Origin of the sequence: Microbacterium sp. UNCCL10, assembly GCF_000746195.1 — a bacterium.
Classification (GTDB): domain Bacteria; phylum Actinomycetota; class Actinomycetes; order Actinomycetales; family Microbacteriaceae; genus Microbacterium; species Microbacterium saccharophilum.
In genome coordinates this window covers 309,930-332,482 of sequence record NZ_JQKT01000009.1, presented here as the reverse complement: position 1 = coordinate 332,482, position 22,553 = coordinate 309,930, and the positions used below count along the sequence as shown (strand labels likewise).

Genomic DNA, 22,553 nt, shown 5'->3' with positions numbered 1-22,553 from the left:
GCATCCCTGTGTTCTTCGCCGACCCGCAGTCGCCCTGGCAGCGCGGAACGAACGAAAACACGAACGGCCTCCTCCGGCAGTACTTCCCCAAGGGCACCGACCTGTCCCGCTGGTCCGCCGCGGAGATCGACGCCGTCGCTCACGCACTCAACACGAGGCCCCGCAAGGCACTCGGCTGGAAGACCCCCGCTGAAGCCTTCAACGAGCAGTTACTGTTGCTGTAACAACCCGGTGTTGCAACGACCGGTTGAATCCGGTCAATACACCAGCTGGCTCTTCGGACACAGGCTCCGCCAGGCAGGCCTGCTCGGATCGATGGGCAGAGTCGCGTCCAGCGTTGACTGTGAGAGTGTCGAGTGCCTCCTGGCGGCCTGACTCTTGCTGACGACTGACCTCGAAGTTTGGGTGTCCTTGCTGTTGATCTGTCGTCCGCCGGGAGGCGCATCACCCTCGTGGTGCTGGCCGGGCGGGCGTGACCTCATAGGAGCCTGATCGCAACAGTCCCATCACAGTCCCGTCCACCCGACCGGCCAGCGTCACTCACCCTGTCTGGTTGGAGCGAGCACTATGAGCATGCAGCACGTCCCGTCTCACCGTCGAGTCGTCGTCGGTGTCGACACGCACAAACACGTCCACGTCGCGGTCGCCGTTGACGAACTCGGCGCGGTCCTGGAGCGCCGGTCGTTCGCCGCTGATTCCGGTGGCTACGCCCAGCTGATCGACTGGGGTGAGTCCTTCGGCGGGAAGCTCACGTTCGGGATCGAAGGCACCGGCTCTTACGGTGCGGGCCTCGCTGGCGCAGTCCGTCGCCGCGGGATCGGAACCCTCGAGGTGATGCGCACCGACCGTCGTGACCGGCGGCTGCGAGGCAAGTCAGACACGATCGACGCGGAGAACGCCGCCAGAGCAGTTCTCGCAGGGCTGGCCACCGCGGTGCCGAAGTCAGCCGACGGGACGGTGGAGATGATTCGCCAGATCAAGGTCGCGAAAGACGTCGCCGTCAAGGCGCGAACCTCAGCGATGATCAGCCTCAAGCAGGTCCTCGTGAACGCGCCGGACGACCTGCGCCAGGAGCTGCAACCCCTCACGAAGATGGCGCTCATCCACCGGTGCGCGGCCCTCCGCCCCGGAAAAGTGACGAGCATCATCGCGTCGACGAAACACACGCTGCGGTCGATCGCTCGACGCTGGGAGGTGCTCGACGCCGAGATCTCCGAGCACGAGAAGCTGCTGGCAGAGTTGACCTCGCAGGTCGCACCTGACCTCGCGAAGGCCTTCGCCGTCGGCCCCGACACCGCCTCGGAGATGCTCATCGTCGCCGGCGACAACCCCGAACGCATCCGATCAGAAGCCGCGTTCGCGAGGCTCTGCGGTGTCGCCCCCATCCCGGCATCGTCAGGGATGACGACACGGCACCGACTCAATCGCGGCGGCCACCGGCAAGCAAACGCCGCCCTCTACCGTGTCGTCATCGTCCGCATGCAGCACCACGAGCCGACCAAGGCCTACGTCGCCCGACGGATCACCGAAGGCAAGACGAAATCCGAGATCATCCGCTGCCTGAAGAGGCTCCTCGCCCGCGAGCTCTGGGCCGCGATGCGGCCCATCCGCGAAGCCCGCCCACCCCTTCAGATCGCCGCTTGACAGATATAGGAGCATCAACGCCGTCGCGGAATCCTTCTTCTCGAAGCTGAAGAACGAACGCCTCCGCTGGCAACGCTTCGCCACCCGCAACGCAGCCACCCACGAGGTCGCCGACTACGTCCGCTACTTCAACGAACGCCGACGCCACCAAGCCCTCGGCTACGCCACACCAGCCGAAACCATGGCACGCCTAACCGCCAGCCAGGCCACTGGTCGTGATCACCGAGGGCGTGCCCGTGGGGGACACCGCCGAGTCGTGGGCGTATGCGAAGGCGAAGGGCACGACCCGCATCATCGGCCCGAACTGCCCGGGGTTGCCGTCCTTGTCGGTGTGCGCGACGGTCGTGCCGGCCTTGCGGGCGTTGACACCGCCGACGACCCGGGTGCCGGCCTTCAGCATAAGGGCGGTGTGCTTGGTGCCCTCACCGCCGGTGATGCCCTGCACGATGACCTTCGAGTCCTTGTTGAGGTAGATCGACATTCCTAAATCCTTTTATCGGTCGCTGAGCTTGTCGAAGCGTTCGGTCGCTGAGCTTGTCGAAGGGGTCAGGCGTTCGCCAGCTCGGCGGCCTTGTCGGCGCCCTCGTCCATACCGGCGGCGAGCGTGACCAGCGGGTGGTTCGCCGAGGCGAGGATGGCGCGGCCTTCTTCGACTTGGTTGCCGTCCAGACGCACGACGAGCGGCTTGGATGCCGTGTCGCCGAGGATCCCCAGAGCCGCGACGATGCCCTCGGCCACCGCGACGCACGAGGTGATGCCGCCGAACACGTTCACGAACACGCTCTTGACCTGCTCGTCGCCGAGGATGACATCCAGCCCGGCCGCCATGACGGTCGCCGACGCGCCACCGCCGATGTCGAGGAAGTTGGCGGGCTTGACGCCGCCGTGCTTCTCACCGGCGTACGCGACGACATCAAGGGTCGACATGACCAAACCCGCACCGTTGCCGATGATGCCGACCTGACCGTCGAGCTTGACGTAGTGAGGTCATGCTCCTTGGCCTTGGCCTCAAGCGGGTCGGCAGCGTCAGCATCCTCGAGCGCCTCATGCTCGGGATGACGAAAGCCGGCGTTCTCGTCCAGCGAGACCTTGCCGTCAAGGGCGATGATGTCGCCGTCCTCGGAGAGGATGAGCGGGTTCACCTCGACGAGCGTGGCATCCTCACCCTGATAAACCTGGAACAGCTTGACGAAGACATCGGCGACCTTCGGGGCGAGCTCGTCGTCAAAACGCGCGGCCTGGGCGATCTCCAGCGCCCTCTCGGGGGTAATGCCCTCAATCGGGTCGACCTCGACCCGGGCGAGAGCCTCCGGACGCTCGACCGTGAGCTCCTCGATCTCCATCCCACCCTCGACACTCGCGAGACTCAGATACGAACGGTTCGCGCGATCCAGCAGCACGGAGAAGTAGTACTCCTTCGCGATACGGGCACCCGCGGCCACCATCACCCGCTTGACGACATGTCCCTTGATGTCGAGGCCGAGGATCGACTCCGCGGCCTCGTACGCCTCATCCGGGTTCTTCGCGACCTTGACGCCGCCGGCCTTGCCGCGACCTCCGGTCTTGACCTGAGCCTTCACGACCACGACGCCGCCGAGCCTCTCAGCGGCCGCCCTCACCTCATCAGGCGTATCGGCGACGATGCCGGCGAGCACCGGAACCCCATACTTCTCGAACAGATCACGTGCCTGGTACTCGTACAGATCCACGGGCAATCCTTCGCCGAACGTAACGGCCGGAGAATGTAGCGGATGTGTCGGGCCGACATCCGCTCGCCTCAAGCCTGGCGACGCCAACGCGGTGGCGTCATCGCGCGTGCCGCGTGCCGGAACAGGCAGTGTCATTCGGGGGGCCCGAAACGAATGCGACACGCGGAACGACGGGGACGAACTCTCGAGCGCCGCCCTCACCTCACGTCCCGGGGTGGTGTAACTAGACCGACACCGTGCCCGGGAGGCCACCCTGCGCGAGTGTGAGGGCGAGCGTCGGCTCCCCGCCATACCAACCCAGCACGGTGGCCAGCTGCCATTCTGAGATGTTCAGATTCATGGCCAGGGCGCCGACTGCAGGGCCGATGGCGCTCTGGCCCTCCGAGAACGAGACACCCTTCGGCTCTGCTGTCGATCCCGCCCGGACTGCGGCGAGCTTCGCTAGGTCGTACCCCAAGATCGAGCCGCTCGCCACGTTGTAGCTCGACCCGGCGGGGGCGGCGGCCAATGCGAGATCGTAGGCGCGCGCGAGGTCATCGACGTGCACGGTCGGAATGCGATTGTCACCGTCGCCGACGAAGAACGCGGGGTTACCCGCGGCGACGTAATCGAGGTAGCCGAGCAGAACAGCGCTGGCCCCGCCCCGGCCGTAGACGATGGGCGGGCGCACAACGAGGGTACGGATACCCTGGCGTGCCGCCGAGAGGACGCGATGTTCCAAGCTCACGCGCCAGCTTTGCGAGGGTGACGTCTTCGACGTGTCGGTGGTCGAGGTCACGATGGGTGTATCGACCCCGAGGTATACGGCGAGTCCGCTGGTCAGGATGAAGGACTTTCCCGTGCCTTCGTACGCGCCGAGAATGGCGTCGATCGCGGCGTCGTCGTCCGAGGTCGCACCTTGCATCCCTGCAACCGCCAAATATATGACGGCATCCGCTTTGGCGACCTCTCGCAGCAGCACGTCGAGATCGGCTATCGAGCCATCGACGATCTCCGCCCTCGGTTCGACCACCTTTGATCGTGACTGTGCCGACCGCGCGAGCACCACGGGGGTGTGCCCGTGCTCGGCGAGTACCGCCGTGACGGCGCGGCCGATGTATCCGGTTCCGCCTATCAGGAACACTCTCATTCCACGTCCCCCACTTTCTTCACTCTGAACTGGTTCGCCCGATCGACGAACCAATCGATCGTCTCGGGATTGGCGAGAGCCTCAGGATTGACGGCCTTCTTCCGATCGACTCCCGCAAAAAGCTTCTTCACCTGAATTTCGACCTTCTTTCCCGCATGCGTGACGGGAATCGCGGGAGCCTCGATGATCTCATCCGGAACGTGCCGGATAGAGGCGTATTCCCGGATGGTCGCGCGAACCCGATCCTTGAGGTCCTCCGTGAGGCTCACCCCCGGAGCGAGGACGACGAACAGCGGGAAGTAATACTCGCCGTTCGGGCGATCCACCCCGACCGCCAGTCCGTCGAGAATCTCGGGTACGTGTTGCAGCGCGCTGTACAGCTCGGCACTGCCGAGGCGGATCCCCCCACGATTGAGTGTTGCGTCGGAGCGACCGTGCACTTGGAAGCCACCGCTCGGAGTCTCTGTGATCCAGTCGCCGTGAGTCCACACCCCGGGGAAGGTCGTGAAGTAGGCCTCCTCGTACCGCTCGCCCTCTTCATCGTTCCAGAAGTACAAGGGCATCGACGGCATGGGCCGGAGAACGACCATCTCGCCGACTTCGCCGATGAGGCGATCCCCGTCGTCGCTCCAGGCCTGCACCTTCACCCCCAGCTGCGGACCCTGCAACTCTCCGAGTCGCACAGGCTCCAACGGGTTCGATCCCATGAAACCGGAGCAGATGTCAGTACCTCCGGAATCGGAGCCGAGATGAACTCCCCGGGCCACGGCCTCGTGAACCCAGAGCCACGTCGAGTCCGGTAGCGGCGATGCCGTCGACATGATGTTCCTCAGAGCTGACAAATCCCATTCATTCGCAGGAACAGCCCCTTCCTTCTCGAGCAGAGACAGATACGCTGCTCCGGTCGCGAGCATGGTCACTCCGTAGGCTGCGCACAGCTCGAACTGGCGGTCCTTGCGCGGGTAGGTCGGTGACCCCGAGTAGCAGAGAACGGATGCTCCGGTAGCGAGCGCGTTGACGAGGCTGTTCCACACCATCCATGAGGTATTCGCGGCGACGTGATAGACGTCACCAGCCCCCAGATCTTGGTGCAGGCCCATGATCTTCACGGCCTCCAGCGTCATGCCGCCGTGCCCATGGACGATGCCCTTCGGCGCTCCCGTCGTACCGGAAGAGAACAGCACCCACAACGGGTGCGCGAACGGGAGACGCAAAGGCTCGCAGTGCTGACCGCCGCGCGCGAACTCGTCATAGGCCAACCGGGACCCCGTGGTCGACGAGGCACGAGGGGCGGATTCGTCGACGACGATCGTCCGGATGAGAGTCGGGAGCCCTGCTTCGATCCGATCGAGCTGCGCAGACCGATCGAAATCGCGACCGTTGAATCGATACCCCGGTGTGGCGAACAAGACCACGGGCTCCAGCTGCTGGAACCTGCTCAGGGTGGCATCGACGGATAGTTCCGGGGAGCAGATGCTCCAGACCGCGCCGATGCTGGCAGCGGCGAGAAGCGCGACGATGGCCTCAGGTATGTTGGGCATGAACGCCACTATGCGATCACCCGGCTTCACGCCCAGCTCCCGCAGGCCCCCCGCGACGGCGCCGACCTCGTCCGCCAATTCCGCCCAGGTCATCGTCTTGCTGCGGTCGTCCTCTGTCACCTGCGTGACGGCGATGTCGTCCCGGCGGAGCGGATCGGAGGCCGGACGAAGCACATTCTCGGCGTAGTTGAGGCTCGCCTGTGGATACCACACCGCGCCGGGCATCTGGTCGACCGCTAGAGCTGGCCCGGAGAATCCCTCGCCGAGGATCTCGAAATATTCCCGCACCGCATCCCAGAACTCCGATACCTCGGTGGTCGACCAGACCCACAGGTCCCGATAATGGCTGAACCGGAGACCGCGATGCACGTCCAACCACGACAGGAAGTCGTGCATCCTGCTGGATTCTCTTTGCTCGGGAGTCGGGGCCCACGTGACGGGCGGCAATACATACTGATCAGGCGTGACAGTGGACAACTCGGCCAAGGTCGTCTCCTTTGACGGTCGGGGTTCAGAGGAATACGTTGCGGATGCTCCCGACGCCCTCGAGCGTGCTGGTGAGGGTCTGCCCCGGCTGGAGGACGATGCCTCGAGACAGCCCGACGCCCGCCGGGGTACCCGTGAAGATGAGGTCACCGGGGAGGAGTGTCACGATCTGGCTGAGGTCTGCGATGATGCGGCTCACCGGAAAGATGAGGTCAGCGGTGGTGCCATCCTGGACGACTAGGCGCTGCCCGGCTTCCGGACCCTCCAACACTGCAGAGATGCCGAGCGCGTCAGGGTCCTCGAACTCGTCGACCGTCGCTACGACCGGTCCGAACAGGGTGAAGTTCGGGTACGACTTGCCGAGCGAGAATTGTGCGGCTGGACCTCTTCTCTGAACGACGCGCTCGCTCAGGTCCTGCCCCACGCTGAATCCCGCCACGTGGTCCCAGGCGTCCGCTTCGCTGACCTTGTGGGCGACACGTCCCACGACGATCACGAGCTCGACCTCATAGTCGACATCTTCCGACGGCAGGTCCACCTCAGCAAAGGGGGCACCGATCGAGGACTGGAATTTCGTGAACACGACCAGGTGATCCGGGAAGGGCAGTCCCGCCTCAGTGGCATGATCCCGATAGTTCAGGCCGATCGCGAAGATCTGGCGCGGGTCGGAGATCGGCGCATCGAGTTCGGTCTCCTCGAACCGATCGGGTGTACCGAGTTCGGCCGTGGCAGCCCACGCCGTGAACTCGTCCCAGACGTCGAGAACTCCGCGCAACGTCGAGGGGAATCGTCCCTCGCTCGCGCGTTCGATGTCGATGGCCGAGGTCCCGTCGACGATGACGGCTCTCGCGTTCAGGGTGGCGAGTTTCATGCGATTTCACTTTCTTCGATGGTGATGGGGTTGGCCGTGACGGCCGCGGTCGCTTGAAAGGCGCGCAGTCGCCAACGAGCGTCGTCGTTCTGCCAGAGGACCGACACGAACGACGTGAGCTGCCGGGTCGTACCGCCGCCGGTCAGTTCTGAGGTCGTGCTGCCCGTCGCCCACACAGTGGCGGCAGACGCGACAGCTGAGTCGAGCTGAATCGAGATGCGGTGGTACACCAGGGCACCGGAACGGAGCAACGTGAGGTGTTGCTCTTTCGTCTCTCGGAGGCCGATCGAGTGAACGTAGGTGAGATCGTCGGAGTAGAGCCGCTCGATCTCAGCCCAGTCGCCTTGCACGAGCGCGTCGATCCGACGTTCTTCTAGCGAAGCGGCGAGCCGCAGGGCTTCATCGGCGTTCATCGCCCGGCCGCGGGGATCGGAGCACGCAACACGAGTTCTGTGGTCAATCGGATGTGGTTCTCGATGGCCGAGCGCGCATCGTCCGAGCGTCTGGTGATCGCCAGCTCCATGAGCTGGTGATGCTCCGATCGCGGATCACGTTCGTGCGTGGTGCTGGTCGCGTCAGCGGAGAGTTGCAAGTAGACCTCTGCGCTGGCACGCAGATTGCGCGCTATGGTCGCGAGGCGAGGACTACCGCATGCGGCGATCAGGGTGTCATGAAAGCGCTCGTGCGCGAGACTCCACTCGACAGTCGACCCCGGTTGCCCTTCGCGTGTCTCTTCCGCGTGCTCTAGCACGTGGTGAGCTGAGACGACGGATGCCTCCCAGTCGATGTTCCCTCGCTGGATCGAATCCACGAGGGCACGCCCCTCGATCATGACGCGTACCTCGGTCAGGTCGAGGAGATCCTCTTTGGAGATGGACACCACGCGGAATCCCTGATTCGTAGAGCGGACTGCCAAGTGCTGTTCGCTCAACCGGACCAGCGCCTCACGGATGACCCACATGCTGACGTCGAACTGACGGGCGAGAGCTGCCAGACGCAGCGGCGCGCCCGGGGCGTGAACTCCTCGCAAGATGTCCGCCCGGATCGCATCGTGTACGGACGTTCCCGCCGCCGTGTGTGCTTGCTTCGTTGGCATCGCGTCTCACTCTCGTCGTCGGGCCGCTTCTACACGATACGACATCGTTGACATATCTCGCAGATTTGCGATAATTCCAATATTCGCGACAATAGTTGGAGCCCAAGATGTGCGAAGGAGCACCAAATGACCAACACCACTGAAGTGGTCCAGGAAGCGGCGGTAGTCAGCGGAGAGGATGTTGTCGCACGAATCGACGAGATCCTGCCTCTGCTGGCGAGCAACGCCACGATCGGAGATCGTGAGCGGCGATCGTCTCAAGAGTCGGTCGACGCACTCAAGGATGCGGGCGTATTCCGGATCGGAGTGCCTGCGCGCTGGGGGGGATATCAGACGAGCATCCGCAATCAGCTCGAGGTCTCGTCGAAGGTCGGAGAAGTTGATGGCGGTCTCGCCTGGGTGACCACGCTGACGAACATCGGCGCGTGGCTCGTCGGCTTGCAGGGCGAGCAGCTTCAGGAGGAGATCTTCGGACAGAATCCGGATGCCCGGACCGTCGGCGTCCTCGCTCCCAGCGTGACTGCCAAACCGGTGGACGGCGGGTGGCGCGTCACCGGTAAGGGCTTCTACGCATCCGGATCCTTGCATGCCGACTGGGCCGGCAACGGCGCCATCCTCCTCGATGACCAGGGCAACCCTGCGGGCCAGGCCATGGTGTTCGCGCCGATCGCTGATCTGTCCATCGACGACACCTGGTATGTGGCAGGCATGCGCGGCTCCGGGAGCAACTGCATCGTCTGGGACGACGTCTTCGTACCCTCGCACCGCGTCTTCGACATCCCTCGTGCCGTCGCGACCTACGACTACCCGACCGAGCATCGCGACGAATGGCTCTACCGCGCAGCGTTCTCCTCCACGGCGGCGGTCGTCCTTGCCGGCCCGCAGCTGGGAATCGGCCGCGCTGCGCTCGCCTACGTCATTGCGCAGGCGCAGAAGAAGGGGATCGCCTACACCACATTCGGACTTCAGAAGGAGTCCGTCGCGTTCCAGGTGCGCGTGGCCAAGGCGGCCACACTCATCAAGACAGCGCATCTGCACGCTTACGACGCCGCCGACACGATTGATGAGTGGGCACGACAGGGCCACGTAGCCTCGATCGAGGAGCGTGCGCAGATCCGGGCTCAGACTTCCTGGGCCGTCGAGAGCATCACGTCAGCCCTGGACGAGCTGCTCACGGCGCACGGCTCTGGCGGCTTCGCGGAGTCGAGTCTGCTGCAGCGACTCTGGCGTGACTCGAATGTTGCTGCGCGGCACGCGTTCGTGCTGCCGGACATCTCCTATGAGAGCTATGGAAAGGCTCTCCTAGGGGTCGACGCCCAGATCACCCCCATCCTCTGACTCTTACGCACCTCTCGAAGGAGACCACCCACTATGCCCGCAACAGGCACCATCACGGAGATGGGCTACGTCGCACTACGCACCCGCGACCTCTCTGCCTCCATAACGCACGCGACGAACATCCTTGGCCTGCGTCTCAACGATGACGGTTCGAAGAAGGCCTTCCTTGCCGCACAGGATGTGCATCATGAACTCGTTTACACCGAGAGCGACTCTGACGGAGTCGATCACTTCGGTCTCGTCGCCGGCAACGCGGACGAGCTCGCGGCGATCAGGGAGAAAGTAGCCCGAGGTGGCTGGAGCATTGTCTCCGAAGAGCCGATCGAGGACTTCATCGAGCGGGGGTTCGCCTTCGTCGGTCCGGAGGGATACACCTGGCACGTGTACCTGCCGATCGCGCGCCATGACTTCAAGTCCGGGAGTGTCGGGCCCGACCGCTTCGGTCACATCAACATCAAGGCAGTCGACTCCATCGGCATGCGCGACTTCCTGATCAACGTCTTCGACTTCCGACTGTCTGAACAGATCGGCGATGACACAGCGTTCTTCCTTCGCTGCAATAGCGACCATCATGGCGTAGCCGTCATGAAGGCCCCCGCTGCCGGGCTGCACCACTACGCGTTCCAGACTCAGAGCATCATCGACATCGGACGACTCGGTGACCGCCTTGCGCGCAGCGGCTCGCGACTCGCGTGGGGTCCCGTCCGACACGGAGCGGGGAGCAACATCGCGGGATACTATTCCGATCCCAGCGGAGGGATCGTGGAGCTGTACACCGATCTCGAGCAGATCTTCGACCGTGATCGACAAGCCGTTAGGTGGGCTGAAGACGACCTCTACTGGGTCAACCAGTGGGATGGGCACGTGCCCTGGCCGCTGATGGAAGCGGGCCTCCCCGTCCTGGGCCGACAGGGTCAGTGACCGAACCGGCACTCATCAACCGGCAGGTGCGCCTCGTCAGGCGCCCTGCCGGGCTGCCGGGTCCTGAATGCTGGGATGTGACGGACGAACCCGTCCCCCTCGCGCAGCCCGGCGAAGTCGTTGTCGAAGTCGCTTACCTGTCGGTGGATCCCGGGCTGCGAGGATGGATTTCGGAGGGCGGGTCTTACGTCGACGCTGTCCCCCTGGGCAGCGTCATGAAGGCATTCGGCGTGGGTCGCGTAATCCGATCGACCGTCGAGAAGGTCAAACCGGGTGCAATCGTGACAGGTCTGCTCGGTGTGCAGGAGTATGCCGTGCTTGACGCGGATGACGTGTCCGAGACGGGCTATCCTGACGTCCCCCTTCCGCGCCTGCTCGGTGCGTTGGGGATCTCAGGTATCAGCGCCTACCTCGGCCTCGTGGGCGTAGCCCGCCCGGAGCCCGGCTCCACGGTGCTGGTGTCGGGTGCCGCGGGATCGGTGGGGAGTCTCGCTGGCCAGATCGCACGAATCCGGGGCTGCCGAGTGATCGGCATCGCTGGGGGCGCCGCGAAGTGCGCCTGGCTCACCGAGACCCTCGGGTTTCACGCGACGATCGACTACAAGAACGCGGACGTGGGTGAGTCGCTGCGGGTCATGGCCCCCGACGGCGTCGACGTGTACTTCGACAACGTCGGAGGATCCCTCCTCGACACCGTCCTCGAATCGCTGGCCATCAACGGCGTGGTGGTATTGAGCGGGACTGTCTCGCAGTGGGGCATGTCCGATTGGGCGGGCCTTCGAAACCACCGTCAGCTTCTGATCAAGCGGGCGCGCATGGAGGGCTTCTTGGTGTTCGACCATGAAGCCGAATTCGACTTTGCGCGCCGCGAGATCGAGCTGCTCATCCGCAACGGCGACCTGGTAGCGCACGAAGAGGTCGTGCCCGGAGGTGTGGCAGCCTTCCCCGATGCATTCCGAGGATTGTTCGTCGGAGACAATTTGGGCAAGCGAGTCGTCGAAGTCGCGGGCGGATAGCCCGTCGTCAACTTATGCGAGACGATTCGCCCAACGCGTGCCACGTCCGGTCGTGGTAGACGAGCGGCTGCGAATCGACCGCACCATCGTGCCATGACTCGATGGCCTTCACCACGAACAACGTCGAGGCGCCGGCTGCGAGCCGGTTGACGACCCGCCCACGGAATCGTCTCGACGCGCCTCGAAAATAGGGTTCGCCGGTCGGGAGACGGTCCCAGAGACTCGTGTCGGCGAATCGGTCGATACCGCTCGTCGCACACAGAACCGCGATGTCACGTTCTTGCGTGCCGATCATGTGAACGACAATGGTGTCCGCTTCTAGCAGCGTCGGCGTGCTGGAGGACAAGGCGGAAGCCGAGAAGACGATCAGCGGCGGCGCAACGCTCACGGAGAAGACGGACGATGCCGTCATACCCACCGGGCCGTCCCCGGCGTCAGCGGTGATAACGGCAACTCCGGCTGGGTGGCCGCGGAACAGCGACTTCAATTCGTCGGGCGTGATGCTCTCGCCGAACTCGTCCGCGGTGGCGAGGGCGGGCGCGAGATCTCCTGTCCCCTCGTTCGTGTTCGTCATGACTGTTCCTGGAGTTTCCGGGGCGACGGCGCCGGCCGGCGTCGATGAGGCCAGCACACCAGACCAGCAAATCCAGCTCAACGACCTGTTCCGCCCCGTGGAACATCGGGTCGGTCGTGATCGGAACGAACCGCTCGCGTTCGCGGGATCCTGGTGTGGTCGCTTGTTCGTGACACGGGGGAGAACGCGGTACCGGGATGTATTGGGGTGGAGCCTGCCCCGTTTTCCCGGACGGTTCTTGTGTGTTGATCATGCCGCGATCTCGGTCGCGGTGTGAAGTGTTTCGTAGTCGGCGGGGCTGAGGTCGCCGAGGCTGGTGTGCCGGCGGCGGGGGTTGTAGAACCCCTCGATCCACTCGAACATGGCCGACGCCAGCTGGGTCCTGGAGTCCCAGCTGGCACGGTCGAGGAGCTCGCGTTGCATCGTGGACCAGAAGCTCTCGATGAGCGCGTTGTCCACGCTCGACGCGACCCTGCCCATCGAGCCGAGGAGCCCTGCTTGGCGGCGCCGGTGACCGAAGAGCCAGCTGGTGTATTGCGCTCCCCTGATGCTCTCCTAAGAGTCAAGCGGCGATTTTCCTCGGTTTCGTGTTCGGGGTGATGTGTTCGATGCCGGGGTTTAGGAGGAAGTAGGCCTCGCGGGCGAGGTAGCGCTTGAGGCAGCGGATGATCTCCATCTTGGAATGCCCCTCGGCGGTCTTCTTCGTTGCGTAGGCCTTTGTCCTCGGGTCGAGCCTGAGGCGACTGATCACGGCGAGGTGGAGTGCGCGGTTGGCTTGCCGGTCGCCGCCCCGGTTGAGTCGGTGTCGTTGCGTCATCCCGGATGAGGCGGGCAGAGGGGAGACGCCGCAGAGCATCGCGAACGCGGCTTCGGACTTCATGCGCTCGGGGTTGTCGCCGGCGGTGACCAGCAGCTGCCCGGCGACCTCGATGCCGATCCCGACGCGTTCGAGGAGCTGGGGGGCGAGGGCTTGGACGATGGGAGTGATCAGGTCGTCCAGATCGACGATCTCGTCAGTGAGCTCGAGGTATCGGCGGCCGAACGACTTCAACGCAACCCGGTAGGCGACAACGGGATCGGTCGCATTCGAGACGTCGGGACGCCATGCGGCGAGGTGACGGATCAGTTGCATGCGGGTGAGGTTACGGATCTGGTCGCGGACTTCGTCGGGTGCGGCGACGATCGACATCCGCAGCAGTTGCAGCGTGTTGCGTCGTTCACGGACAGCCTGAGCGCGCGCGACACGCAGGATTCTCAGGGCCTCGACCGCACCGTCTTGGGACTTCGGGATCGTGGTGCGCCGTTCGTGAAGCGCGGCGCGGGCAGCGTTGATCGCGTCCAGATCATCATCCTTGCCTTTTCGGCGGCGGTCTGATCGATCCGGCCGGTCGACCTCGAGGACCGTCACGTCGTTCTTGGCGAGATACCGAGTGAGGCCTGCGCCGTAAGAGCCGGTGCCCTCGATCCCAATCCGCACCAACACGCCGTGACTGCGCACCCATGCCAGAAGAGCCCGGTAGCCCGCGCGAGTCGTGGAGAAGCTATGCGTCCCGAGAACCGTCCCGGTCTCGTCGACGACCGCGGCGACGTGGATCTCCTTGTGAGTGTCGACGCCGGCGAACACCAACGTTCGCGATTGAGGCTGCTTGCCGGCGTCGGGGATGATGGTCATGTCGTGCTCCGATCTGTTCGCATGGGCGGGGAACGGCACCGCGCTCCACCAGACCGGCGGACAAGACAGTGATGAGCACCTGTTGGCGCAGGCTCTCCTTAGGTCACTCCGGCGGCGAGGCGTGACGCCTCACCGGGTGTTCTCAGGGGACCGACAGATCCGTGGAAAGACAGCAGTTGTCGATCGGCGTGAGGGTCAGGAACCCCTGAGAACACCCGGCACCAGCATCCTTGCGCGTCCATCGCTGTGAGGGTCAGGACCCCTGAGAACACCAGCACAAGCAGTCTCACTGTCGGCGTGCAGGATGCAGCCGGCGACGTCGCCGCGGCGGATCACGGCGTTGCGGAGCGCGTCGACGGCGAGCTTCGCCGTCATCCGATCCGAGATCGAGTAGCCCACGATCCGGTTGGAGTGGACATCCTTGATCGCGCAGCAGTAGAGCTTGCCTTCGCTCGTCCGATGTTCCGATATCGGTGAGCCAGACCCGGTTTGGGGCGTCGGCGCGGAACTGCCGCTGCACGTGATCGTCGAACACGGGCGGCCCGGCCTTCTTGCCTTTCCCGCGTCGGCGGCGTTGCGCGGATGAGAGGATCCCGGCCTGGGAACACAGCTTCCACGCCGTCCTTCGGCTCATCCGCCACCCAGCCCGGCGTGCCTCGTCCGCCAGGTATCGGTAGCCGAACGTCGGGTCCTCCACGTGAGCGTCGTGGAGCGCGTTGAGCCGATACGCGCGGAGCACGTCAGCGCTGCGGACCGGGTCGTTTCGCCACCGATAGTAGGGCTGGCGGGCGAGCTTGAGAACCCGGCACGACACCGTCACGGGGATCCCCGCGTCGGCGAGCTCAGATACGAGCGGGTACGTCATTTTGGGGAGCCACCGAGCCGCAGGTTCGCCTGCGACAGATACGCCGCCGCACGACGAAGCACTTCGTTCTCCTGCTCGAGCAGCCGGATCCGTTTCTTCAACTCCCGAGCCTCGGCAGCATCGGCGGCAGTCTGACCGGGACGGTTGCCGTCCTCGACATCGGCCTGGCGGAGCCAGTTCTGCAGCGTCGCTTCGCTGATACCGAAGTCAGTGGCGATCTGCTTGATGGTGACGCCGCTCTCACGACGCCGAGCGACCGCGACAACGTCCTCGCGGAACTCTCTGGGATAGGGACCGGGCATGATGACATCCTCCCCGCCAGCGCCTCCCGGCACTAACGATCAGTTGTCACCGATTCGTTCCTCACGGCCATACTCTCCAACACCTCGAAATCTGGCGCGGTGTCTAGGTTGCGGCGGTGTGCGCTGCGATGAGGCCACTCGTGCGCCCGTCCAGATCGGAGATCTGAATGACGACCTTTCCTCTTTGATCGTCGTCGACCGCGCGGTGAGCGGCGGCGATCGCTTCCAGCGGGAAGGGGCGTACGGGCAGCCCGTGGTCTGCTCCGACACTCAACGCACCCGCCTGCAGCGCGAGAGACAAGTCTTCGACGGCCTGGGCCTTCGCGGCGCGTGTGACCGTGTAGACGTAGGCGAAGTGCACGGCAACGTTCGCACGCATGGCCTCGAAGATCGGGACGGAGACGGCGTCGGATCCGGCTGAGGCGTACACGACGAGGCTCCCGCCAGGCGTCAGCAGCTGTATGTCTTCGCCTATCGTGCTCGATGGGTCCGGTGTGAGGACGATGTCCGCGGATCCGACCGCTCTCACGCGCTCGACCAAGTCGGGATCGGTTCTGTCGACTGCTTGAGCGGCGCCGGCGTGAAGCGCTGAATCGAGCGTCTGCGATCCTGTGATCGCGATGCAGCGGGCGCCGGCCCAAGCCGCCAACTGCAAGGCGGCGTGGCCGACCGCCCCCGATGCCCCCCGGACGACCACCACGGAGGAGGCGAGCGAGCCCGGGCGCAATGTAGGAGATCCGGATCCCCGGGTGAGCAGGGCGTGCGCGGTGAGGACGGGCACACCCAGGGCAGCGCCGGTTTCCATTGATACATGCGTTGGAAGCGGAACAGCATGCTCAGCGGGCACGATCACGAACTCCTGCGCGGTGCCCTGCTCGTTTCGCTTCGCGGCTTCCCACAGCCAGACCCGGTCACCGGTACAAATGCCGGCCACTCCTGCTCCGACGGCGTCGACGAATCCCGCGCCGTCTTGGTGGGGGATCCGCCCGGTGACCCCGACGGGCGTGTGCCTTCGCGCCCTCGTATCGCTGGGGTTCACGCCTGAGAGCACGACGCGCACACGGACCTCGCCGGGGCCGGGTGCGCGGAGATCCCGTTCGACGATCTGAAGGACCTCGGGGCCGCCGTTTCGCGAGTACCACGCTGCGCGCACGTAAACCTTTAGTAGAGCTCGTCGAGGTGTTTGTCGCTGCCCGCGATCATTCGGAGGTAACCGGAGAGGAACTCTAGGCGGCCGAGTCCCGACTCTGCGATCGTCTCATTCTCGTGCGCGACGAGGTCCCAGACATCCTCAGGGTCCCGTTCGAGCATCCAGAGCACGACGACGCGGCGGGTGAAACGATCGGTCGGCATCTCGGCGGTGACATACGACGATCCGCGGTACTCCCGTGTGCGGAACACCAGCGCCATTGCTGCGGCGCTGCCGACGATGCGGGCCGGAAGGTGCTCCTCGACGAGCCACTTCTCGAGGGCGTCCCGCGCATCCGGGCTCGGTGCGTCGACGACCTCCAGGATGCAGGCCGGAAAGGGATAGTCGAAGGCGTGGAAGTCGCGCGGCCCGCCCCGGTCCCGGTACACCGCGCCGACGTAGTCCTGATGTGCGGTGAAGACCTGGCGGCGACCGCCGTCCCGATGCATGCGGCCCTCATCGAGCAGGCGATGCAGGGCGGTCAGGATGTTGTCGGAGAATTCCTCCATTCGTCCGCGCGTGCCCAGGTACATGTTCAGGAAGTTTCCTGCCGAGATCGGCTCCACGAAGGCGGAGGCGGTCGGCTGCCGGAGCGCGCGCAGCCGAGCAGTGGCGATCCAGCGAGAGCCGGAGAAGCACCAGGGGATGGACATCATCCCGGCGTAGAAGTGGTCGTCGTCATACCACCGGTTGTAGGAGTGCTCGAATCCGGGTGAGACCTCTACCGTCGTGATGAGTGCTCCGCCGATGCCGGGTTGAAGGGGGCCTGTGGTGAGGATCCTCCGGTTGGCCTCGATCACCGATTCCTGGAACTCTGTGCTCATCGCGCCAGCACCTGTCGTTCCACGACCTCGGCGGGCTCGGGTGTCGGTGTGAACCGGAACCCTGGGTATCCTGCGTCGACTTCGGCGACGCAATGCCGCACGTAGTCCCCGAAGCCGCCGGCATAGGGGATGAATACGCGGGTGCCGTCGTCGTTCTTGTGCACCATATAGTTGTCGACCTGGCGTCTGATGAGATGTTCGGCGACCTCAGCGGCCCTCGCGGTCCACCGTTCGACGCCTTCCTCTGTCGGGCTGATCGTGTCAGCGCCCCTGCGGTGCGCTTCGGTGATCAGATCGGCGACGAAGTCGATGTGCTGAACGTTGGCGGCATTCATGTTGGCCAGCACGGAGGGGCTGCCGGGCCCGGTCACCAGGAAGAGGTTGGGGAATCCGGGCGTCATCAGGCCCAGCATGGTCCGGGGTCCGTGGTCCCAGCGGTCGCTGGGCTGCTCCCCGTTCTCGTTGCGGATGCCGGCCGCGTCCAGAGCGCCGGTGAACGCCTCGAAGCCGATGGCGAGGATGATGACGTCCAGATCGATGTGCCGCGCGCTCGTGGCGATCCCTGTCGTGGTGACCCGTCCGATCGGTTCTCGCAGGAGGCTGACCAGGGTGACGTTGTCGCGGTTGAACGTCTCGTAGTATCCGGTGTCGACGCACAGTCGTCGCACGCCGATGGGGTAGGCGGTCGGCTCCAGAAGTGCGGCGACCTCCGGGTCGTCAATTTTCTGGCGGATCTTGGAGCGGACGAATTCGGAGACGATCGCGTTGACCTCACGGTCGATGCCTTGGTCGGAGAAGGCGGAGAGCATCGGCTGCCCTCCGAATGCCCATCGCTGTTCGAGCAGCTTCTGCTGCTCCTCGGGAGAGTAGTCGTCAGCGGGCCCTGCGGTCGGCGGGAAGAGGTTGCCGGCTGGAGCCGCGAGCACTTCTCGCCAGGTTGCCTCCAGGTCCTGCCCCAGCCGACTGAAACGTTCCGTGTCGACGGGACGATTGTGTGCGGGAGCTGAGTAGTTGGGGGTGCGCTGGAACACGAAGAGCTCCTGCGCGATCGGGCCGAGGGCGGTGATGGCCTGCACGCCGGAGGATCCGGTCCCGATGATGCCGATGCGCTTACCTGCCAGCTCCACGTCGCGATGCGGCCAATGCGATGTCTGGTACCACTCGCCCTCGAATTCCTCGAGTCCCGGGAACCCGGGATCGCGAGGCTTTGACAGCTGGCCGGAGGTCATGACCAGATAGCGTGCGAGGTAGGTGGAGCCGTCGTCGGTGTGGACGAGGTAGCGCTCCTGCTCAGGATCCCAGGTCGCGTCGACCATCCAGGTGCTGAACCGGAAGTGCCGCCGGACGTCCCATCGGTCGGCAACGTGGTTGAGGTAGGCGAGGATTTCGCCCTGCGATGCGTACCGCTCTTGCCACTTCCATTCCGAGTACAGGTCAGGGTCGTTGAGGTAGCAGTAGTATTCGCTTTCGATGTCGACGCGGGCGCCGGGGTAGGCGTTGTGGTACCAGACTCCGCCGAGCTCGGGCGCCCCCTCCAGTCCGACGACGCTCAGCCCCTGGCGTCGGAACCGGTGTACCGCATAGATCCCGCCGATTCCTGCGCCGACGACCAGGACATCGCAGACCTTAGGTGTGTGCTCGGTCATCTCGGGCCTCACTCGGGCAGCTCTGTGAGCGTGCGGCGACCATCGGCGGTGTCAATTCTCCACCAGGTCATCCCGGTGAAGTGCGCTCCCGCGAACGGCAACTTCTCGTCGGCAAGCCACTTGCTGATCCTCCGGGTCGAGTCGAGACCAACCTTCGGATCGACGTGTGCGAAAAAGTCCCAGCCCTTCTCGGCGATGAGCTCGGGTTGCGCGTGGACGAGATCTCCGATCAGCACCCCCCGTTCGCGGTCGGACACCAGTTCCAGGACGGCCGAGCCGGGTGTATGGCCGGCGGCTTCGATCGAGTGGATGCCGGGAAGGACCTCGTCGTCGCCTTCGAAGAACTCGATCCGGTCCGCGATGGGGGCCAGGCGCACTGCTGCCGCGTCCCGGCTGGGCACGGACAGCTGTTCCTCCCAGTCGGGCATGTCGTAGTCCGGGTCCATGAAGAAGTCCCAGTCTCGGCGATCGACGCGGTACGTCGCGTTCGGGAAAAAGGGCTTGCCGTCGAGGCTGGCCCATCCGATGTGATCCAGATGCAAATGTGTGAAGATCACGTCCGTGACCTCGTGCGGTTTGACATGCGCCGCCGCCAGAGCCGACCGGAACGCACCACCGACGAACGGAAAGACCGGCTGCGGGCCGTTGCCGGTGTCCACGACGATGACACGGTTCCCGTGGCGAACGAGGTGACCACCGACCGTGACGGCGAGCTTGCCCGTGCACTCGTCCAGCAGGTGACTGTGCGGTTCCCAGTCCTCGTCGTCCACGTTGGTGTAGTACCCGCTCGGTTCGGCGAGTATCTCACCGTCGAGCAGGGGGGTGATCTTCATGCTGCCGATCTGCATGTAGCGCTCCTCATCGTCTCGTCATCGAGCAGGCAAGCCGCAGAACCTCGCCAATTAGCCATACGGTACTACATTCTGCAACCGATGATACATTTTGACGGGTGTGGATAACACAGTGTCCGGCAAAGGGGAGGTTGACGATGACGATGTCGTTCGAGGGCCGCGTCGCGGTCGTGACCGGCGGTGCGTCTGGAATTGGCGCCGCGACGGTCGCCCATCTCGCCACACGCGGCGCGCAGGTGGTCGTCTCGGATATCGATCCACAGGGCGTCGAACGGGTCGCCCGTGAACTGTCGGCACAAGGACGCTCCGTCCTCGCCCATGTCGGGGACAGCTCCGATCCCGCTGCGGCGAAAGAAATGGTCGAGCGCGCGGTCGGCGCCTTCGGTCATCTTCATCTCGCCGTCAACAACGCCGGGATCGCTTCGCGCGGCGTTGATCTCACCGCGCACTCCGACGCGGATTGGCACTCCACCCTCGACGTCAACCTGTCCGGGGTCTTCTATGGGATGCGGGCCCAGATTCCGGCGATCGTGGCAAGCGGCGGGGGAGCGATCGTCAACGTCGCATCGATCATGTCCACCGTATCCGTCCAGGGCTCGGCGGCCTACACCGCGGCCAAGCACGGCGTGCTCGGACTCACGCGAACAGCCGCACTGGAGTTCGCGGACTCCGGCATCAGGATCAATGCCGTCGCACCCGGCTATGTGGAGACGCCGATGATGCGCGCCCGCGTCAAGACGTCTGCACACGAGGTTCGACTCATTGAAAAGACCCCAATGGGTCGGCTGGGACGTCCAGCGGAGATCGCGAGCGTGATCGGATTCCTCCTCGGGGACGATGCGAGCTTCGTCACCGGCGCCCTCTACCCGGCCGACGGTGGCTACACCGCTCAATAACATTATTGGGCGAATAATGTATTCATTGTTGACGAGCGCATTGCGGCCATCTACGCTTTTGTCAGAAGTCGGATGGCGGCCCGCACCGCAGCGGCCGATGACACAAGGATGTGCGAAAGATGGACGAACTCACCCACACCCCAGCCGAGATCGCACGAGACTGGATCGACGCATTCGAGCGGGCTCTAACGGACTACCACGAAGGGGCGCTGTCGGACCTCTTCTTGAAAGATGCGACGTGGCGCGATCTGGTCGCTTTCACCTGGAACCTCCGCCAGGCTCCGGACCGAGACGCGATCGAGGCGATCTTCGCCGAGGTGCTCGACGAGATCCGCCCCCGCGACTTCGGCCTCGATCCTGGCAAGCCAGCTCCTTCACTGCTTCCCTACGGCGATATCCCGACCGTCGAGGTCTTCTTCCGGTTCGAGACCAAAGCCGGTTTCGGTTCGGGCCTCGTGCTGCTGCAGTCTGACCAGACCGCGCCGACCCGCGCCCGCGCCCAGTCCCTCTTCACGCGGCTGGATACGCTGAAGCATGTCGCGCCGCAGTGGCCCAAGACCGAGAGGTTCGACGTGGCGCACCCGGGTGTGCGCTGGAGCGACCACATCATGGCCGCTCGGTCCTTCGAAGACCGTGAACCGGAGGTGCTCATCGCGGGCGGCGGCCAGCACGGCGTGATGACGGCCGCGCATCTGGCGCGGGTCGGCGTCGACGCCCTCATCGTGGATAAGCATCCGAGAATCGGAGACGCATGGCGCTCGCGCTACGAGTCGCTCATCCTCCACCAACCGCACGGCATGCTCTACTTCTCCTTCATGCGCTACCCGGAGAGCTTCCCGGAGTACATCCCGAAGGACAAAATGGCCGACTGGTTCGAAGCCTACGTTTCCAGCCTCGACCTCAACTTCTGGACATCGACCGAGTTCCTCGGCGGAACCTACGACGAGGACGCGGGACGCTGGGATGCGCAGGTGCGCCTGATAGATGGCACGGTGCGCACGCTTCACCCGAAGCACATCGTGATGGCAACCGGGGGCAGTGAGACCGCACATGTCCCGGACCTACCCGGGCTCGCCGACTTCCAGGGACCGGTCATCCACTCCAAGGAGTACTACTCCGGCGCCGAATACGCAGGAAAAAACGTACTCGTCGTCGGCACCGGAACCAGCGCCCACGACATGGCACTCGATGTCGTCAACAACGGCGGCACCGCCATCATGCTGCAGCGCAACCCCGTCATCGTCGTCAACCTGGAGACCGCGAATCAGCTGTACGGCGACTACAACGGTCGCACCGTTCCGACGGAGCTGGTCGACACACGCTACTTGGCAGGACTGGTCTACCCGGTTATGGTCCGCAACTTCCAAGGCTTCACTGTGGCGGGCAACGCCGCGGACGCGGAGTTGCACGCCGGACTAGAGGCGGCAGGCATGCGACTCACCTCCGAGCCGGACGAGACCGGCTGGTTCATGAGGTACTTCCGTACCGGCGGCGGCTACTACATCAACGTGGGAGCATCCGATGCCATCGTCCGAGGCGACATCACTGTTCGGCAGGCCGAGGACATTGACCGGTTTGTCGCGACCGGGCTGCGGATGAAGGACGGCCAGACGCTGCCGTTCGATGCGGTGCTCCTAGGAACCGGGTACAAGAATCAGCGCACCGGCCTCGAGCGTTACTTCGGCAAGGAAATCGCCGACCGCGTCGGCGACGTATGGGGGTTCGACCCGGGGGGCGAGATCAACAACGGCTGGAAGCCGACGGCGCAGCCTGGCCTCTGGATGATGATCGGAGGGGTGCCGCAAGCGCGATGGTATTCGCCGCTCGTCGCTCTGCAAATCAAGGCCGAAATCGACGGTGTCGTACCGGCAGAGTTCAAGCAGCCCGGACACATCTCCCGCACCCCGCAAACCGTCCTCGTCGGGTGAACCGAAGCGGAGGAGCGGCAGCGGATCGCACCGAGGCTGGGGAGGACGGCTCCAT

21 protein-coding genes and 4 pseudogenes are annotated in these 22,553 nt (G+C 64.6%); 9 read left to right on the top strand and 16 right to left on the bottom strand.

Features of this window, described 5'->3' with window-relative positions; genetic code table 11:
- From BR85_RS11950 to BR85_RS15720, 4 genes and pseudogenes are all read left to right on the top strand, one after another.
- Window positions 1-224, top strand: a 224-nt coding sequence (locus BR85_RS11950) for an IS30 family transposase (protein ID WP_156106815.1), incomplete at its 5' end; no start/stop codon positions are given.
- Between the two features lie 343 nt (window positions 225-567).
- The gene (locus tag BR85_RS11945; protein ID WP_028496739.1) at window positions 568-1,644 is read left to right on the top strand and encodes an IS110 family RNA-guided transposase; all 1,077 of its coding nucleotides are present in this window, start codon (window positions 568-570) and stop codon (window positions 1,642-1,644) included.
- A gap of 13 nt (window positions 1,645-1,657) precedes the next feature.
- Window positions 1,658-1,810: pseudogene (locus BR85_RS15890) on the top strand (integrase core domain-containing protein); the annotation flags it as partial.
- A 43-nt stretch (window positions 1,811-1,853) separates the two neighbouring features.
- Window positions 1,854-1,961 (top strand): annotated as a pseudogene (locus BR85_RS15720) (succinate--CoA ligase subunit alpha); the annotation flags it as partial.
- On the opposite strand, the pseudogene BR85_RS15245 reads toward BR85_RS15720, so the two are convergent.
- The 7 genes and pseudogenes from BR85_RS15245 to BR85_RS11910 form a co-directional block, all read right to left on the bottom strand.
- Window positions 1,961-2,125: pseudogene (locus BR85_RS15245) on the bottom strand (succinate--CoA ligase subunit alpha); the annotation flags it as partial. The pseudogenes BR85_RS15720 and BR85_RS15245 sit on opposite strands and share 1 nt — an antisense overlap.
- Window positions 2,126-2,190: 65 nt before the next feature.
- Window positions 2,191-3,353: pseudogene (gene sucC, locus BR85_RS11935) on the bottom strand (ADP-forming succinate--CoA ligase subunit beta).
- Between the two features lie 223 nt (window positions 3,354-3,576).
- Window positions 3,577-4,482, bottom strand: a complete 906-nt coding sequence (locus BR85_RS11930) for an NAD-dependent epimerase/dehydratase family protein (RefSeq protein WP_081782778.1) — start codon at window positions 4,480-4,482, stop codon at window positions 3,577-3,579.
- A complete protein-coding gene (locus tag BR85_RS11925) occupies window positions 4,479-6,470 on the bottom strand; it encodes an acetoacetate--CoA ligase (RefSeq protein WP_028496735.1) in 1,992 nt (663 codons plus the stop codon). Before BR85_RS11925 ends, BR85_RS11930 begins: the two co-directional genes overlap by 4 nt.
- A gap of 64 nt (window positions 6,471-6,534) precedes the next feature.
- Window positions 6,535-7,380, bottom strand: a complete 846-nt coding sequence (locus BR85_RS11920; protein ID WP_028496734.1) for a fumarylacetoacetate hydrolase family protein — start codon at window positions 7,378-7,380, stop codon at window positions 6,535-6,537.
- Complete coding sequence (locus BR85_RS14970; protein ID WP_051526338.1) at window positions 7,377-7,793, bottom strand: nuclear transport factor 2 family protein; 417 nt, start codon at window positions 7,791-7,793, stop codon at window positions 7,377-7,379. Before BR85_RS14970 ends, BR85_RS11920 begins: the two co-directional genes overlap by 4 nt.
- Window positions 7,790-8,476: a GntR family transcriptional regulator gene (locus BR85_RS11910; protein ID WP_028496733.1), complete on the bottom strand. Its 687-nt coding sequence runs from the start codon at window positions 8,474-8,476 to the stop codon at window positions 7,790-7,792. The genes BR85_RS14970 and BR85_RS11910 overlap by 4 nt, the downstream gene beginning before the upstream one ends.
- A 126-nt stretch (window positions 8,477-8,602) precedes the next feature.
- On the opposite strand from BR85_RS11910, the gene BR85_RS11905 reads away from it, so the two are divergent.
- The 3 genes from BR85_RS11905 to BR85_RS11895 are packed head-to-tail and all read left to right on the top strand — an operon-like array spanning window position 8,603 to window position 11,751.
- A complete protein-coding gene (locus BR85_RS11905) occupies window positions 8,603-9,814 on the top strand; it encodes an acyl-CoA dehydrogenase family protein (protein WP_028496732.1) in 1,212 nt (403 codons plus the stop codon).
- A gap of 60 nt (window positions 9,815-9,874) precedes the next feature.
- Window positions 9,875-10,735: a VOC family protein gene (locus BR85_RS11900; RefSeq protein WP_028496731.1), complete on the top strand. Its 861-nt coding sequence runs from the start codon at window positions 9,875-9,877 to the stop codon at window positions 10,733-10,735.
- Window positions 10,732-11,751 (top strand): NADP-dependent oxidoreductase, encoded by a 1,020-nt coding sequence (locus BR85_RS11895; protein ID WP_051526337.1) that lies wholly within the window; start codon window positions 10,732-10,734, stop codon window positions 11,749-11,751. Before BR85_RS11900 ends, BR85_RS11895 begins: the two co-directional genes overlap by 4 nt.
- A 7-nt stretch (window positions 11,752-11,758) precedes the next feature.
- Here BR85_RS11895 and BR85_RS11890 read toward each other — a convergent pair whose 3' ends face one another.
- The 9 genes from BR85_RS11890 to BR85_RS11855 all read right to left on the bottom strand — a co-directional run bounded on the left by BR85_RS11890 (window position 11,759) and on the right by BR85_RS11855 (window position 19,671).
- The gene (locus tag BR85_RS11890) at window positions 11,759-12,325 is read right to left on the bottom strand and encodes a flavin reductase family protein (RefSeq protein ID WP_028496729.1); all 567 of its coding nucleotides are present in this window, start codon (window positions 12,323-12,325) and stop codon (window positions 11,759-11,761) included.
- Window positions 12,326-12,574: 249 nt separating this feature from the next.
- Entirely contained in the window at window positions 12,575-12,805 is a 231-nt protein-coding gene (locus BR85_RS11885) for an integrase core domain-containing protein (RefSeq protein WP_028496728.1), read from the bottom strand.
- An 82-nt stretch (window positions 12,806-12,887) separates the two neighbouring features.
- Window positions 12,888-13,997 (bottom strand): IS110 family RNA-guided transposase, encoded by a 1,110-nt coding sequence (locus tag BR85_RS11880; RefSeq protein WP_051526349.1) that lies wholly within the window; start codon window positions 13,995-13,997, stop codon window positions 12,888-12,890.
- Window positions 13,998-14,192: 195 nt separating this feature from the next.
- On the bottom strand, window positions 14,193-14,468 hold the full coding sequence (locus BR85_RS15885; RefSeq protein WP_424960593.1) for a DDE-type integrase/transposase/recombinase: 276 nt from the start codon (window positions 14,466-14,468) through the stop codon (window positions 14,193-14,195).
- A gap of 390 nt (window positions 14,469-14,858) precedes the next feature.
- The gene (locus BR85_RS15550) at window positions 14,859-15,164 is read right to left on the bottom strand and encodes an IS3 family transposase (RefSeq protein WP_028496727.1); all 306 of its coding nucleotides are present in this window, start codon (window positions 15,162-15,164) and stop codon (window positions 14,859-14,861) included.
- A gap of 103 nt (window positions 15,165-15,267) precedes the next feature.
- Window positions 15,268-16,317 (bottom strand): NADPH:quinone reductase, encoded by a 1,050-nt coding sequence (locus BR85_RS11870; RefSeq protein ID WP_155947976.1) that lies wholly within the window; start codon window positions 16,315-16,317, stop codon window positions 15,268-15,270.
- 8 nt (window positions 16,318-16,325) lie between these two features.
- Window positions 16,326-17,177, bottom strand: coding sequence for a hypothetical protein (locus BR85_RS11865; protein WP_051526335.1), 852 nt, complete (start codon window positions 17,175-17,177; stop codon window positions 16,326-16,328).
- Window positions 17,174-18,823, bottom strand: a complete 1,650-nt coding sequence (locus tag BR85_RS11860; RefSeq protein ID WP_051526334.1) for a flavin-containing monooxygenase — start codon at window positions 18,821-18,823, stop codon at window positions 17,174-17,176. Before BR85_RS11860 ends, BR85_RS11865 begins: the two co-directional genes overlap by 4 nt.
- 8 nt (window positions 18,824-18,831) lie before the next feature.
- Window positions 18,832-19,671 carry an MBL fold metallo-hydrolase gene (locus BR85_RS11855; RefSeq protein ID WP_051526333.1) on the bottom strand — a complete coding sequence of 280 codons (840 nt, stop codon included), beginning with the start codon at window positions 19,669-19,671 and terminating at the stop codon, window positions 18,832-18,834.
- 140 nt (window positions 19,672-19,811) lie between these two features.
- Between BR85_RS11855 and BR85_RS11850 the strand changes: the two genes are divergently transcribed.
- Both BR85_RS11850 and BR85_RS11845 read left to right on the top strand, forming a co-directional pair.
- Window positions 19,812-20,570 (top strand): SDR family NAD(P)-dependent oxidoreductase, encoded by a 759-nt coding sequence (locus BR85_RS11850; protein ID WP_028496725.1) that lies wholly within the window; start codon window positions 19,812-19,814, stop codon window positions 20,568-20,570.
- Between the two features lie 119 nt (window positions 20,571-20,689).
- Complete coding sequence (locus BR85_RS11845; RefSeq protein WP_028496724.1) at window positions 20,690-22,498, top strand: flavin-containing monooxygenase; 1,809 nt, start codon at window positions 20,690-20,692, stop codon at window positions 22,496-22,498.
- Window positions 22,499-22,553: the final 55 nt, after the last annotated feature.